Source organism: Pseudoalteromonas sp. ESRF-bin5 (genome assembly GCF_002632075.1).
GTDB lineage: Bacteria > Pseudomonadota > Gammaproteobacteria > Enterobacterales > Alteromonadaceae > Pseudoalteromonas > Pseudoalteromonas marina.
On record NZ_NTLW01000070.1, the window covers coordinates 1 to 13,704 of the forward strand.

Genomic DNA, 13,704 nt, shown 5'->3' on the forward strand with positions numbered 1-13,704 from the left:
GACGTTTACGAAAGCTTTGAAGCACATAAGCAAAGCTTAATTGATGCGCGTCAGCGACGTGCGCTTAATTTAGCAAATGCCGCAGAGCGTATTTTACAGGGCGTTAATCGACGTTCGCAAAGCTTCACTGAGTTAGATGCGTTAAACACCTACTTTGCAGCTGATCCGATGATCAGTAAGTTACGTGCACTTACGCAAGAGTTAAAAGATATTGGCGACGAAATACGTGCCGATGATATTCAGTCAAAACTAAAAGCAAGCAAAGATCAGGGCATTCGCTCATTACGAGATAAACAAGATATATTTACCGATGGCGGTAATACGGTAAGTATAGGTAAACACGCATTTAGTGTTAATAAGCAATTACTTGATTTAACGTTACTGCCTCGCGATGAGCAGCTAATGCTGCATTTAACAGGGACCGATTACTTTGAGCCGATTACCGACGCAAAAAGTGTTGAAACATTAGCGCAAAGCCGTCACTTGTGGCAGCAAGCGCTCGTGTCTGAAAACAGCACTATTTATCGTGGTGAATATTTAGCTGCGCAAATTTTATTAGCCTGCGAAAATAGTGAGCATACACTTACATTTACACAATTACAGCAAGCTAAAGACAACGGTACGCTTTTAAATGTAGTGCAAAAATTTGCAGAGCCCCGTTACCAAGAAGGTTACGAAAAGGGCATTCACGATCATGACGCAAGCGCAATAATAGAGTCTTTACTTAATCAAAAAAGCACCCTTGATTTACTCATTTACCCAGTGAGTTGTAGGGTAGTAGCGCAGCTTTACAGCGCACAATTGTCAGCAGAACAGTTGGCTACTTTTTATCACCAAGCAAAAAATGCATTGTTGATGGAAACGCACTTTGGTGCAATTAACTTTATTAGCGCTTTAACATCTCAACTGAGTGAATATATCAGCGAGTTTTTAAATACGATACCTCGTATGCTTGTGCACTTTAGTAATTTATCAAGTGAGCTCAGCGCAGCATATTTAATTAAGCAATTGGCGCAGCAAAAAAGTGCAGATGAGCCTCTGTTTATAGTATCTCAGCAAGCTAAAAACCTCGCCGAGCAGTTTAATAGTGATGCAAATAGTAAGGGGTTTAGCAAAGAGCTAACCCAAGCTAATACCACACTTAATAGCACAGATGAGCGCGGTCTACTTTATTTAAGTTGGCTAAATGCCTATTGTTTACAACACAGTAATATTAGCGCTGAAGTTCAAGCTGAAGCTGCGAATTACCTTCATTTAACAGCCTCTACTTCTTTCAAATACAGCGTTTTAGATGTAAATGCCGATTACACTGTTAGTGGATTAATGGGGCAGCATAAGCAAATAAGTGAGCAAACACTTCAGGTTGATTATGCGTCGTTTTATGCACGCACGCGAGAGTATATTACTGAACAAGTCCCTGCCTTTGAGCAATACCATTCTCTACGCAGTGAAATTTTAGCTGAGCAAAAAGAGCGCTTACAATTAGATGAATTTAAAGCGCGGCCTTTGAGTTCATTTGTGCGAAACCAGCTTATTAATAAAGTGTACTTTCCAATTATTGGCGATAACTTAGCAAAACAAATTGGCTCAGCGGGTAAAAACAAACGCACCGATTTAATGGGGATGCTATTACTTATATCGCCGCCTGGTTATGGTAAAACTACGTTAGTTGAATACGTGGCTAACCGCCTAGGCTTAACATTTGTAAAAGTAAATTGCCCGTCAATAGGGCACGACCAAGTATCACTTGACCCATCTCAAGCCATTAACGCAACTGCCGAAAAAGAGATTGCTAAAATCAATCAAAGCTTTGAAATGGGCAATAACGTAATGCTTTATTTAGATGATATTCAGCATACAAACCCTGAATTTTTACAAAAGTTTATTTCGCTATGTGATGGCTCGCGCCGAATTGATGGCGTGTGGAATGGCAAAAGTAAAACGTATGATTTACGTGGTAAAAAGTTTGCTGTGGTTATGGCGGGTAACCCCTATACCGAATCGGGTGAGAGCTTTAAAATACCGGATATGCTTGCTAACAGGGCCGATATTTATAACTTAGGTGATACGTTAGCAGGGTGCGAGCAAGAGTTTGCAATGAGCTTTATAGAAAATGCCCTTACATCTAACTCCGTGCTTGCACCGCTGGCAAACAGAAATATGGACGATTTATACAAATTTGTGCGTATTTGCCAAGGTGAAGATATACCACTAAATGAGCTTGAGTATGGTTATTCACAAGCTGAGGCCAACGAAATTAAAGCGGTAATTAATAAACTGATCACTATTAGAGACACCGTATTAAAAGTAAATGCGCAATATATTGCTTCAGCTGCGCAAGATAACAACTACCGTACAGAGCCGCCGTTCAAGTTACAAGGTAGCTACCGTAATATGAATAAAATGGCTGAAAAAGTTGTTGCAGCTATGAATGACGAAGAGCTCGAAAACTTAATTTGCGATCATTACCGAGGTGAGGCTCAAACACTCAGTAAAGGCTCTGAAGAGAATCTACTTAAGTTAGGTGAACTGCGTGGTACCGCTACAGCGCAAGAACAAGCGCGCTATGAGCAAATTAAATGTGACTTTGTTAGGTTAAATAAACTTGATGGTGCAGGTAGCCCGGTAATGATGGCGGTTGAGCAAATGGGATATTTGCATGAGGCGTTAGAGGGCATTGCAAGTAAGCTTAGTAAAAGTAACTTAAGTTATGATTACAATGCATCAATTGGCACGGTTGGCGAAGGTTTGGCCAATTTAGATAGCTCTCAGGGCTTTAATGTACTTAATGAAACACTTCAAAGCTTATTACACCAAGCGCCAGATAAAAGCAGTGTTGCAGAGCTAATTAGTGTCATTGAAAAAAGTAGCGCACATTCTCAGTTAAGCGAAATCAATAAAACACTCAATGCTAATAATGTTAATCAAACAATTACGATGTTTGGGCAGCAGTTAGGTGAGGTTATTGCACAAAATAGTAATCAGGACGAAATTAAAGTGTTAACTGAAACCCTAAGTCAGGCAATTGCTAATAATGATATAAAACAGCAATTAACCCAATTAGTGAAGGCATGGTCAGGTAAGCAGTAGGTTAGACTTAATAGATTAATGCCGCTTTACAATGAGCGGCATTAATCAAGCTTTGTATAAATTTGAGGTGTGCGATTATTCTCTACTTTACAAATCAAGGTTCACATTGGGTAAGCACTCAAAGCCAGGCTTTGCAAATAAATACCCCTGCATGAGCTCAACCCCCGCGTGTTTAAGCCACACGTATTCTTCTACTGTTTCTATACCTTCAGCCAGTGCTGTAATATTTAAATCTTTAAACATATTTAGGCAGTGGGTTACTATTAATTGGCGTTTTTTATCGCTGTTTATATCTCGTATAAGTGCCATATCTAGCTTAATGATATCTGTTTGAAAGTCAGCAAGTAGATTTAAGCCAGAGTAACCTGCACCAAAGTCGTCTGTAGCGGTTTTAAAGCCTAAGGATTGGTAATAATCAACTACACGCTTTATATGTGCAGTATCTTCTACTTTTTCTACCTCGGTAAATTCAAACATGATGTTTTGAATAGGAAAATTATACTTTTTAGCCGCCTCTAATGTAGTACGAATGCAGCGCTCAGGCTTATAAATAGCGTTGGGTAAAAAGTTAATGCTTAGCATTGAGGTAATGCCTAGTTTGGCTGCAAGTTCAATTGCTTTAATACGGCAAAGCTGGTCAAACGCATAGCGGTTACTTTCGTTTACCTTAGAAATAATAGAATAAGCAGATTCGCCGTTTAGTCCCCTCACTAATGCCTCGTAGCCAAAAATATTGTTGCTTTGGCAATTTATGATAGGTTGAAACGCCATTGAAAAATCAAACTCAAGTGTGTTTGCATCTTCACAGTTACTGCAGGTGACTTTTGTGCAATCTGTTGATTTTTCATTCATTTAGTTCGGCCTTTTTAATATAAGCATTTAAGGTTAGTTTAAGTTCGATCTTAACACAAACAAGTTAAAGTATGAGTTTTTATACTTTAACTAGTAAGAAGTAACTAATAAGTAAGCCCTAATTAATGACACTTGTCATAATATTGAGTGACTTTTAACAGCTGTATTTGTTTTGTTTATGCTTAAAAATAACCCTATACACAAAGAGGAGAGTAAATATGAATACATCAACATTTTTTGAAAATCTAAAGCGTTATTTCGCTGTATTAGCATTATTAACAGTCATTAATTTAATTACCTCGCCAAATTATTTATGGGTAATATGGCCAGCGTTGGGTATGGGGATTGCACTACTTAACGATTTATTAGATTTAAACAACTCAAAAAGGGTTGGGTAGTGAATGCAAAGCCAAGTAAAAAACTTACTTGGCTTAAGTTGCATATTATTGAAAATAACTATGAGTCGGTTATGAGGCGCTATCTAGTGTTGCTTTAAGTGAAATTTCGGTATTAAGCAGCTTTGAGATAGGGCAGCCTTTTTTAGTTTGCTCACATAAGGCCTGAAACTGCTCATTAGCTATGTCACTAATACGTGCTTTTACCTCAAGTGCTATATGCGTCACTGCAAAGCCATCGTCTACTTCATCAAGGCTTACCGTTGCTTTGGTATCAATTTTATCGGCTGTAAAACCAGCATCACCTAATGCAAGCGACAGCGCCATACTAAAACAGGCACTGTGTGCGGCACCTACTAGCTCCTCAGGGTTTGAGCCTGGCTCATCTTCAAAACGGGTATTAAAGCCGTACGGCTGTTTATCAAGTGCACCACTTTGCGTTGAAATACTGCCTTTGCCTGTTTTAATATCGCCAGACCAGGTTGAGTTTGCCGTTTTTTTAATCGTCATCATCTTCTCCTTGTTTAAATGTAAGTTTTTCAGATTAGGTAAGCGTTATTTACAAAAAGCTTAAATAAAACCGAAAAAATATTAATTTCAGATGATGTTGCAAAATAGACGCCAGTAAATTGCAATCACTTTTTATTTCGTTTACACCGCTCTGAGCAATAAATGACATTGTCCCAATCTCGTTGCCATTTTTTACGCCACGCAAACGGTTTATTACAGATAGGGCAAATTTTTTGCGGTAAGTTTATTTTTTTATGCGCCATAGTTACTTAACCTGAGTGTTATTTTTAGCTGTGTTTTTATTTTTTTACTTTGCTTTTGTTTGGTGTGATTGCAACATGCTTTCTAAGTATTTTCCCTATGGCACGTTTAACTTCAGGACGATCTCGGTATTGCCATAATCGCTCGCGGGCGTCTTTTGAGGCGAGTGTTAAATCAAGCATAGGCTCGGGGTAATCTTCACCCAGTTTAAAATCGTTAAAAAGCGCTTCCATTGGTGTTTGCTCCCACGGCTCGTGTAAATATTCAATAGGGAGCTTTTCAAGTTCAGGGCACCACTTTTTTATAAAGGCGCCTGTTGGGTCCTGATCTTCTGATTGTTTTATCGGGTTGTAATGGCGAATGGTATTAATACCCGTAACCGATGCCTGCATTTGAATTTGCGGATAATGAATACCTGGTTCAAAGTCTAAAAAATAGTTAGCTAACGGAAAGCTTGCTTGCTGCCAGCTTATGTTTAAATGGTGTGTTACAAAGCTCACCAACATAGCGCGCATTCTAAAGTTAATATAACCGGTGGCCTTTAGACAGCGCATGCATGCATCTATTATAGGCACGCCTGTTTGCCCCTGCGCCCAGCGCTCAATGTCACGCTTTACATGTTTATCGGTACGATACGGAAATGAATGATAGCCTGGGTTTAATGCTTTAAACTCCATAGTGCATTCGCTTTCAAATTTTTGCATAAAGTGGCAATGCCAATGCAAACGAGATACAAAAGCAGCAAGCGGGCGCTTCCAACCTTTTTTATCGGGGTGGTTTGAATGATAAGCTTCAATCGCAGTTTGATAAACTTGCCTAAGGCTTATATTTCCCCATGCTAAATATGGCGATAGTCTAGAGCAATGGGTACGGCTTAAGCTAGGGCTAGATATTCCTTTTTGATAGCCTTTACCGCGTTGGGTAAAAAAACTTTGCAAAACTTCTCTCGCATGAAGCGGGCCGCCCTGCTGAAAATTGTCATCATCTTGAGTGTAAGTTTCAGGTAATTTTGGATTTTTATAATTTTTAAGTTTGACGGAATTAACTTTCTTCCAATTGGGTATAGCAAGCGGAGCCTGCATTGTTTTTTGCCAGCGTTCATTCCAATTGTCACGGTTTTTTTTACCACGAATAACAGCGCCTGTTGGCGACTCTTGCCAGTTAATATGGTTATTGTGGCACCAAGCTTTAATTGCTAAATCGCGTTCAAAGGTATTATTTAGCCCTATTTCTTGGTGGCTAAAAATATATGATATTTCAAACTGCTCATTAAGCTTTTGAAGCAGAGTCTGCATGTTTTCATTAAATATATACACCTTTGCATTAAAGCGCGCTAATTGAGAGTTTAAATCAACAATAGACTGGTACACAAAGCGCCAGTGTCGTTCATTATAATGAGCATCCTCCAGCAGAAGTGGTTCAAAGTTGTACATTAGTAAGGTAGGTAGGCCAGTATCAAACGCACTTTTTAATGGCTGATGATCGCTTAAGCGTAAATCGCGTTTAAACCACACTATATTTATTTTTTCACGCATTTAATTTACGACTCTTAACTTAAATTAGTATATTAATGTTCACGTTATTTGGTTTTTTATTGCGTTTGTATTTTCATTAACAGGTACTGTTTGCTACAAAAAACGCACTAAAATAAAAAAGTTAAAGTTGTTAGTACGTAAAGGTTTTAAATTGCGATTTAGTTTTAATAATAAAAAGGAAAAACATGTTTTTAGATTTAACTAGCAATGCTGATCACAATGTATATTCATATTTAGTGGGCGGTATAAGCCCGCGCCCCATTGCATGGATCAGCACGTTAAGCGAAACAGGGATTGCGAATATTGCCCCTTACTCATTTTTTACCGTAGCAAGCTGTAATCCCCCTGTATTAAGTGTTACTCAGGTAAATCCGCGTGATCACGCTAACAAAGACACGTTAACTAATTTACTGGCGACTAAAGAGTGCGTGGTCAATATTGTTAGCCATAGCTTAGTTAAACAAATGAACCAAAGCTGTGCCAATTACCCCAATAACGTGAGCGAGTTTGATGAAGCAAATATACAACAGACGCCAAGTTTATTAGTGAGTCCGCCAAGTGTAGAGGCTTCTAAAGTACGCTATGAATGTACCTTGCGTGAGGTAATTACGGTTTCAGAAAAAGCCGGTGGCGGAAAAATGATGTTATTGGATATTGTTGGTATATGTGTTGATGATGAAATATTAGTAAACGGTTATATTGATCCTGCTCGATTAGAGGCTGTAGGGAAAATGGGTGGCGATTACTTTAGTACGACAAAAGATAAATTTGTTCTTAAGCGCCCTCAGTTATAGAATACGGACCTGATTTAAAAACATAAAAATAAAAGGACTTTTGATGCGTAAACTTATTGCTGCTGCATTGATCACTCTTATTAGCTTTAATACTCTCGCCGAACAAGATAAAAAATTGCCGATAGAAGCCTTTGCGGGCTTAAAAGACTTTAGCCAAGTAAAGCTTTCGCCTAATGGTGAAAACCTTGCCTTTGTAAGAAACAACAAAGGCACTTTAATTCTAATGGTAAAAAACTTTAAAACAGGTGTTATTACCCCTATTTTACAGTCTGACAACCAAACTGTATTTTTTGACTGGTATAGCTGGGCGAATGATGATGTTCTGTTGCTTGGTGCACGCCATATAAAGTACCAATTTGGTGGTGCTAAATATACTTCAACTCTTATGTATGCTTATAACTTAACTAACGATAAAGGCATTAAGTTGGCTATGAGGGGAAATGCCGCTCGTGGCGAGAGACAGCCACAGTTTGCCGATAAAATTGTTAGTTTTTTACCTAAGCAAAAAAATAAAATTTTAGTGCAGGGTGACTTTAAAATAGCTAATACTCCTGCGGTATACGAGTTAGACCTAATCACATTGCGCAGAACGCAAATACAAAGGCCTCGTAATAATGTTACAGCGTGGTTTTCCGACAGACAAGGCAATGTGCGAATCGCTAAAATAATGGACGATACTCAATTTACTTATGAATTACTTAACGCTGAGACCGGAGACTGGGACACGTTATTTGATTACGAAGTATTTAGTGAGCAAAGTATTTCTATATTAGGGTTTGATAAAAACCCTAACCTTTTATATATCTCGGCTTTGCACAACGGGCGAGATGCATTGTTTAGACTTAACCTAACTACTAAAGAGCGCGAGTTAATTTACAGTAATGATAAATACGACTTTGATGGTTCTATTTTTTATTCTAGCAAAACAGGTGAGGTTGCAGGCTTTACTGATTCTCATTTAGAGGACGGGGTAAACTACTGGGATGCAGATTTAGATAAATTGTACCGTTCGCTACGTGCATCGCTCGCTAAAGATGAGTCCGATCTTGACATTGTAAGCACCACCGAAGACCAACAAAAGTATATTGTTTACTTTACCTCAGACAGCACCTCTGGCATGTACCTTCTTGGCGATAGAACTAAAAATGAATTGTCTTTACTTGCTCATGCTTATCCGCAAATTGATGAAACAGTATACGGCGGGAAAGAGCGCATTAGTTATAAAGCGCGAGATGGATTAACCATTGAAGGTTATTTAACGTTGCCAGTAGGGTATAAAAAGGGCGACAAATTACCCACTATAATATTTCCGCATGGTGGTCCAATGGCGCGAGATTACGCTAACTTTGATTATTGGACTGCATTATTGGCTTATCATGGTTACGCTGTATTACAGCCAAACTTTAGAGGCTCAAGCGGATATGGTTATGAGTTTTTAATGCAATCGATTCAGGGTTTTGGTTTAGCCATGCAAGACGATTTACAAGATGGCGCCAATTGGCTTATTGAACAAGGTATTGCACAACCTGAAAAAATTTGTATTGGTGGCGCAAGTTATGGTGGTTATGCAGCGTTAATGGCGGTTGTTAAGCACCCTGAAACATTTAAATGTGCTGCCAGTTTTGCAGGCGTAAGTGATTTAGAACACCTTGTTTTTAAAGCGCGTTACTTTACCAATAAAGAAATAGTCAGAAAACAGTTTGGTACAGACGACGATATGCTAGAAGCTAACTCTCCTGTAACGTATGCAAAGCAGATTAACCGACCTATATTATTGGTTCATGGCAGTGATGACAGTGTAGTGCCTGTTTACCATAGCCGGGAAATGGAAGATGAATTAGACGATGAAAATAAAGACGTTACTTATATTGAGTTAGAAGATGGCGATCATTATTTATCGCATCAAGCACATCGCGTTAAAACGCTGCAGGCTTTTTTAGATTTTTTTGATAAACATTTAAAAAACTAAACAATACAAAGGCGACTTAGGTCGCCTTTTTTGTACAATTTTTTAAGTAGGTGCACATTGTTTGCACGTTTAGTTGTTAAACTTATTTAAATATGGCCAAGTTATAAATGGCGGTTTAATTTTTAGGTGAACGCTTCCTCATGAAAATTCACAATAAACTTTTTTTAATTTTGTTTAGCTTTACCTTTAGCATTATTGCGGGGCTGGTGGTGCTTATACAATGGAGCATAGGCCAAGGTGTTATTGATTATGTGAATGCAAAAGAAATAAAAGCACTTGAGCCGCTTGTAACAAAGCTCGCAAAGCAATATGAAAGCAGTGCCTCGTGGGACGAAGTCATCCGTGACAATAAAAGTTTTAGACGCCTTGTTGAAGCCGAGTTACAAAGCAGCCAATTTTCTGAATTTGCAGAGCGCCCAAGTCCTAGAGGCCGGTTAATGAGGCCACCACCACCTGAACGCGGTCGCTTTGATATGAAAGGCCCTCCCAGACCAAACGATATTGCTCATTACGCGTTACTTGATAAAAATAAGCAACCGATAAGAGGGCGTTATCTCGATGAACTCACCTATATCAATACGCCAATTACTGTTAACAATATAGTCATTGGTTATTTAGCTGTTTCAAAAAGAGATAATTTGGTTGATGGCTACGAGCTTGATTTTTTAGAACAGCAAACAGACTACTTATGGTTTATTGCTATAGCTGCTGCTTTATTTACGTTACTGTTAACTTTTTTACTATCACGGCATTTAGTAAGTCCGGTAAAAAAAATAGCAACCGGGATGCATCAGCTTACGCAAGGTCACTTCACTACTAAGCTGACTCTTGATAGAAAAGACGAATTAGGCCAATTAAGTGAAGATTTTAATACACTGGCCTTTACACTAGCTAAAGATGAGCAAGTACGTAAACGCTGGTTAGCTAATATTTCTCACGAATTAAGAACACCAATGAGTATTTTGCTGGGTGAACTTGAAGCAATGTTACTTGGGGTACGTGAGCCTAACACCCAAAATATTAGTTCAGCTAATGATGAGGCGATGCATTTAAAGCGCTTAATAGATGATTTACATATGCTAAATAGTGCCGAATTGGGGGGGATGCACTACACCATGCAGCCAACCGATTTAACAATGCTGTTAAATACAATCGAGCAAAAATATCAGGTTATATTTGAGCAGCATACAATCAAACTTTATCTATTAAATAGTGCTCAATACGCCAATGTTGAGGCTGATAAAACACGGCTACTGCAGTTGTTTGATAATATTTTAATGAATGCAGTTCATTATGCTCAGTGCACGACTATTTCAATAACAGCTAAAAACATAAGTAAAAAAGGGCAGTCATTTATTGAGCTGAGTATTGAGGATAATGGAGTTGGGGTAGAGCCTTCACATTTAGCGCATTTGTTTGAATACCTGTATCGAGTTGACGGTGCGCGTAACCGCCAAGAAGGTGGTTCAGGCCTTGGTTTATCAATCTGTAAACATATAGTTGAAGGTCATAATGGTGAGATAGTCGCAGAAAAAGCGGACCTAGGTGGTTTAGCTATTATTATACGCCTGCCAACCATTTAACAATGTTTAAACCTAATCTTTAAATTGCCTACTTTATTAAGTGGTTTGAATTTACGTTACGAATAGAGGTGCCAATGAGTGAACACATTTTGATAGTTGAAGATGAAGAAAAACTATCTAATCTAATGAGTGATTTTTTAATGAATCATCATTTTAATACTCATCAAATACACCATGGGAATGACGTACTTCCATGGCTTGAAATTAATAGGCCAAGTCTTATTTTGCTAGACGTAATGTTACCAGGTCAAAGCGGAATCGAATTATGTAAAGCGATTAGGCGTTTTTCCAATGTGCCTATTATTATGGTATCGGCCAAAGTGGAAGAAATAGATCGCTTGCTAGGGCTTGAGTTAGGCGCAGATGATTATATTTGTAAGCCGTTTAGTTACGCAGAGTTGGTTGCGCGGGTAAAAGCTATTTTAAGGCGTCTCAACGTTTCAGCAGTACAAACATCGGTAATGCAATTAGATGAAACCACCTATAAAGTAAAATACCAAGATAACGACATCGAGCTAACTAACTTTGAGTTTCAGTTGTTTAAACCTTTGTTTAATAAACCGAGTAGAATTTATTCACGAGATAGCTTAATGGATACCATGTACACCGATCAGCGTATTGTGAGTCATAGAACGATTGACAGCCACATAAAAAAATTGCGTAAAAAGCTGGATGAATTAACTAAAACAGAGAGTGTGATTCAATCTGTTTATGGGGTAGGTTATCGCTTTGTACACCCGCAATAAGGGAACAAAGTGATTAACAAAAACGTTGGCGTTTTATTCTTCGTCTGAAAAGTTAATGCGCGCTAGTCGCTCTTGCTCTTCATCGGCTGCAGCTTGTATCTCGTCTAGTACTGAATCAACGTCAGCTTCTTCGCTGTCATCTTCAAATTCACCGGTGAGTATAGAATTAGGTGTAAGTTTTGCCTCTTCAAATAGCGCCCACATTTCTTTAGCGTATTGGGTATTTAACAACTCAGGTGCAAACTCACTATAGTAACGACGCATGTTGTTTACGTCACGAGCAAACATGGCTTCAGCGCTATTGTTAGCAGACGCATTTACAGCTTGCGGTAAATCAATAATCACAGGGCCTTTATCGTCAACAAGCACGTTAAACTCTGATAAGTCTCCATGAATAATACCCGCGCACAGCATAAGCATAATGTAATGCATCATCAGTGTATGTTGTTTTATAGCTTCCTCTTTACTCATACTTACATGGCCTAGCTGCGGCGCAACATCGCCTTCGCTGTCAGACACAAGCTCCATAAGTAAAACACCATCAACACAAAAATATGTATCGGGTACACGCACACCGGCTCTAGCTAAACGAGAAAGAGCATCAACCTCAGCATTTTGCCAAATTTCTTCTTCTAACTGGCGCCCGTAACTTGAGCGTTTTCCCATTGCGCGAGCTTGGCGACCACCGCGAACTTTTCGGCCTTCTTGGTATTGTGCGGCTTTTTTAAAACTGCGTTTAACAGCATCTTTATAAACCTTTGCACACCGAATGTGTTCACCACAGCGAACTACAAATACATCGGCTTCTTTACCGCTCATTAGTCGGCTAAGTACTTCATCAATTAAACCGTCATCGATAAGGGGTTGTAAGCGTTTTGGTGTTTTCACAGCTTGCCTGCTAAGTGGAGTTGGTTATTAATCATTATTTAAAAAAGTGCTCTGTAATTAGTTGTTTTATATGCTCAAGCAGTATATCAGCTTTGAGAATTAAGGGCAGTATTACGCGCATTTACACATGCTTTCGTTAGCTTATCTGCTGATTGTAAATTGAGCAACCAGAACGCCCTAGAACACATCAATTTTTTAAATTATTTAATACTTCCTTATTGTTTGCACATTTTTTGCGTTTTTAAGGTGTAAGTTTACGGTATCAACACGCCCTAAATATAAGGTTATTACTATGAAGCATTTAACATCAACGGCAATAATTGTATTACTTAGCATTGTTTTTTCGGCCAATATTGCTGCAAAAGGAAGTAATAACAAACCGCCTGAGCCAGACTTTTCAACTCTCGACACCGATGGCAATGGTGCAATTAGTTTTGATGAATTTAATACTAAAAAGCCACCTCACGGTGACGCACAGACTATTTTTGATGAAATTGATGCTGACGGTAATGGGGAAATCAGCGAGCAAGAATTAAGTGAACATAAACCGCCTCGTCGTGAACGTTGAAAGGAAACTAACATGATCAATTCAATAAACAATAACGCTACTAATTTTATGCCGCAGCAAAAAAGCCAAGCTGTATCGCTAACATCAGAACAAAGTGATTTTGTAAAAGAAACGCTAGCGCAATTTGATCCCGAAAACTTAACCTCTGAAGATGCAAAGAGCATTCAAGCTGCGTTTGAAGAGCAGGGTATTTCACCCACTAAAGAGCTGGCAGAATTAATGAGCGAGCTTGAATTTGATGCTAAAAGTATTGGTGATGCTGGCCGCCCTGAAGGGCAAAGACCGCCTCCACCGCCACAAAATTCACTAGAGCAAGTTAATACAGAAGATGTAGTAAGTTACCTTGATGAATTACTCGAGCAGTATTCAAGCCAAATAAACGATGAAGATAAAGACGCTATACTATCGGCTGTTCAAGAAAAGTTTGGCTTGTCTGAATCTGATTCGTTACTCAGTATTAAAGCGTAAATATGTGTAAAAGCTGACATTAAAAGCCCAGTAATACTGGGCTTT

Annotated in this window: 13 protein-coding genes; 8 read left to right on the forward strand and 5 right to left on the reverse strand. The window is 38.7% G+C overall.

Translation table 11 applies throughout. From position 1 onward, the window contains the following. A partial coding sequence (locus BCG07_RS02820; RefSeq protein WP_286888527.1) for an AAA family ATPase occupies positions 1 to 3,090 on the forward strand: 3,090 nt, incomplete at its 5' end. A gap of 87 nt (positions 3,091 to 3,177) precedes the next feature. On the opposite strand, the gene BCG07_RS02825 is transcribed toward BCG07_RS02820, so the two are convergent. Beyond that, on the reverse strand, positions 3,178 to 3,942 hold the full coding sequence (locus BCG07_RS02825) for an EAL domain-containing protein (RefSeq protein WP_286888529.1): 765 nt from the start codon (positions 3,940 to 3,942) through the stop codon (positions 3,178 to 3,180). Between the two features lie 218 nt (positions 3,943 to 4,160). On the opposite strand from BCG07_RS02825, the gene BCG07_RS02830 reads away from it, so the two are divergent. After that, a complete protein-coding gene (locus BCG07_RS02830) occupies positions 4,161 to 4,340 on the forward strand; it encodes a 2TM domain-containing protein (protein ID WP_243531339.1) in 180 nt (59 codons plus the stop codon). A 69-nt stretch (positions 4,341 to 4,409) separates the two neighbouring features. On the opposite strand, the gene BCG07_RS02835 is transcribed toward BCG07_RS02830, so the two are convergent. The 3 genes from BCG07_RS02835 to BCG07_RS02845 form a co-directional block, all read right to left on the reverse strand. Further along, positions 4,410 to 4,847 (reverse strand): OsmC family protein, encoded by a 438-nt coding sequence (locus tag BCG07_RS02835; RefSeq protein WP_243533716.1) that lies wholly within the window; start codon positions 4,845 to 4,847, stop codon positions 4,410 to 4,412. Between the two features lie 125 nt (positions 4,848 to 4,972). Then, a complete protein-coding gene (locus BCG07_RS02840; protein ID WP_243531337.1) occupies positions 4,973 to 5,110 on the reverse strand; it encodes a DUF2256 domain-containing protein in 138 nt (45 codons plus the stop codon). 36 nt (positions 5,111 to 5,146) lie between these two features. Next, entirely contained in the window at positions 5,147 to 6,643 is a 1,497-nt protein-coding gene (locus BCG07_RS02845; protein ID WP_286888535.1) for a cryptochrome/deoxyribodipyrimidine photo-lyase family protein, read from the reverse strand. 185 nt (positions 6,644 to 6,828) lie between these two features. Between BCG07_RS02845 and BCG07_RS02850 the strand changes: the two genes are divergently transcribed. The 4 genes from BCG07_RS02850 (at position 6,829) to BCG07_RS02865 (ending at position 11,735) form a co-directional block, all read left to right on the forward strand. Further along, on the forward strand, positions 6,829 to 7,437 hold the full coding sequence (locus tag BCG07_RS02850; RefSeq protein WP_243531335.1) for a flavin reductase family protein: 609 nt from the start codon (positions 6,829 to 6,831) through the stop codon (positions 7,435 to 7,437). 43 nt (positions 7,438 to 7,480) lie between these two features. Then, the gene (locus BCG07_RS02855; RefSeq protein ID WP_286888538.1) at positions 7,481 to 9,406 is read left to right on the forward strand and encodes an alpha/beta hydrolase family protein; all 1,926 of its coding nucleotides are present in this window, start codon (positions 7,481 to 7,483) and stop codon (positions 9,404 to 9,406) included. 140 nt (positions 9,407 to 9,546) lie between these two features. Continuing rightward, positions 9,547 to 10,989: an ATP-binding protein gene (locus tag BCG07_RS02860; RefSeq protein ID WP_138739775.1), complete on the forward strand. Its 1,443-nt coding sequence runs from the start codon at positions 9,547 to 9,549 to the stop codon at positions 10,987 to 10,989. 74 nt (positions 10,990 to 11,063) lie between these two features. Further along, on the forward strand, positions 11,064 to 11,735 hold the full coding sequence (locus BCG07_RS02865; protein WP_286888541.1) for a response regulator: 672 nt from the start codon (positions 11,064 to 11,066) through the stop codon (positions 11,733 to 11,735). A gap of 33 nt (positions 11,736 to 11,768) precedes the next feature. Here BCG07_RS02865 and BCG07_RS02870 read toward each other — a convergent pair whose 3' ends face one another. Next, a complete protein-coding gene (locus BCG07_RS02870) occupies positions 11,769 to 12,623 on the reverse strand; it encodes a PA4780 family RIO1-like protein kinase (RefSeq protein WP_008132303.1) in 855 nt (284 codons plus the stop codon). 292 nt (positions 12,624 to 12,915) lie between these two features. On the opposite strand from BCG07_RS02870, the gene BCG07_RS02875 reads away from it, so the two are divergent. Together BCG07_RS02875 and BCG07_RS02880 are read left to right on the forward strand one after the other, a co-directional pair. Further along, positions 12,916 to 13,191 (forward strand): EF-hand domain-containing protein, encoded by a 276-nt coding sequence (locus BCG07_RS02875; protein ID WP_286888547.1) that lies wholly within the window; start codon positions 12,916 to 12,918, stop codon positions 13,189 to 13,191. A 12-nt stretch (positions 13,192 to 13,203) separates the two neighbouring features. Beyond that, a complete protein-coding gene (locus BCG07_RS02880) occupies positions 13,204 to 13,659 on the forward strand; it encodes a hypothetical protein (protein ID WP_008132298.1) in 456 nt (151 codons plus the stop codon). The last annotated feature ends 45 nt before the right edge of the window (positions 13,660 to 13,704 follow it).

Excerpts from the sequence above, each read along its gene's own strand:
- BCG07_RS02825 (WP_286888529.1), bottom strand. The coding sequence starts at position 3,942 with ATGAATGAAAAATCAACAGATTGCACAAAAGTCACCTGCAGTAACTGT.
- BCG07_RS02830 (WP_243531339.1), top strand. The coding sequence starts at position 4,161 with ATGAATACATCAACATTTTTTGAAAATCTAAAGCGTTATTTCGCTGTA.
- BCG07_RS02835 (WP_243533716.1), bottom strand. The coding sequence starts at position 4,847 with ATGACGATTAAAAAAACGGCAAACTCAACCTGGTCTGGCGATATTAAA.
- BCG07_RS02840 (WP_243531337.1), bottom strand. The coding sequence starts at position 5,110 with ATGGCGCATAAAAAAATAAACTTACCGCAAAAAATTTGCCCTATCTGT.
- BCG07_RS02845 (WP_286888535.1), bottom strand. The coding sequence starts at position 6,643 with ATGCGTGAAAAAATAAATATAGTGTGGTTTAAACGCGATTTACGCTTA.
- BCG07_RS02850 (WP_243531335.1), top strand. The coding sequence starts at position 6,829 with ATGTTTTTAGATTTAACTAGCAATGCTGATCACAATGTATATTCATAT.
- BCG07_RS02855 (WP_286888538.1), top strand. The coding sequence starts at position 7,481 with ATGCGTAAACTTATTGCTGCTGCATTGATCACTCTTATTAGCTTTAAT.
- BCG07_RS02860 (WP_138739775.1), top strand. The coding sequence starts at position 9,547 with ATGAAAATTCACAATAAACTTTTTTTAATTTTGTTTAGCTTTACCTTT.
- BCG07_RS02865 (WP_286888541.1), top strand. The coding sequence starts at position 11,064 with ATGAGTGAACACATTTTGATAGTTGAAGATGAAGAAAAACTATCTAAT.
- BCG07_RS02875 (WP_286888547.1), top strand. The coding sequence starts at position 12,916 with ATGAAGCATTTAACATCAACGGCAATAATTGTATTACTTAGCATTGTT.
- BCG07_RS02880 (WP_008132298.1), top strand. The coding sequence starts at position 13,204 with ATGATCAATTCAATAAACAATAACGCTACTAATTTTATGCCGCAGCAA.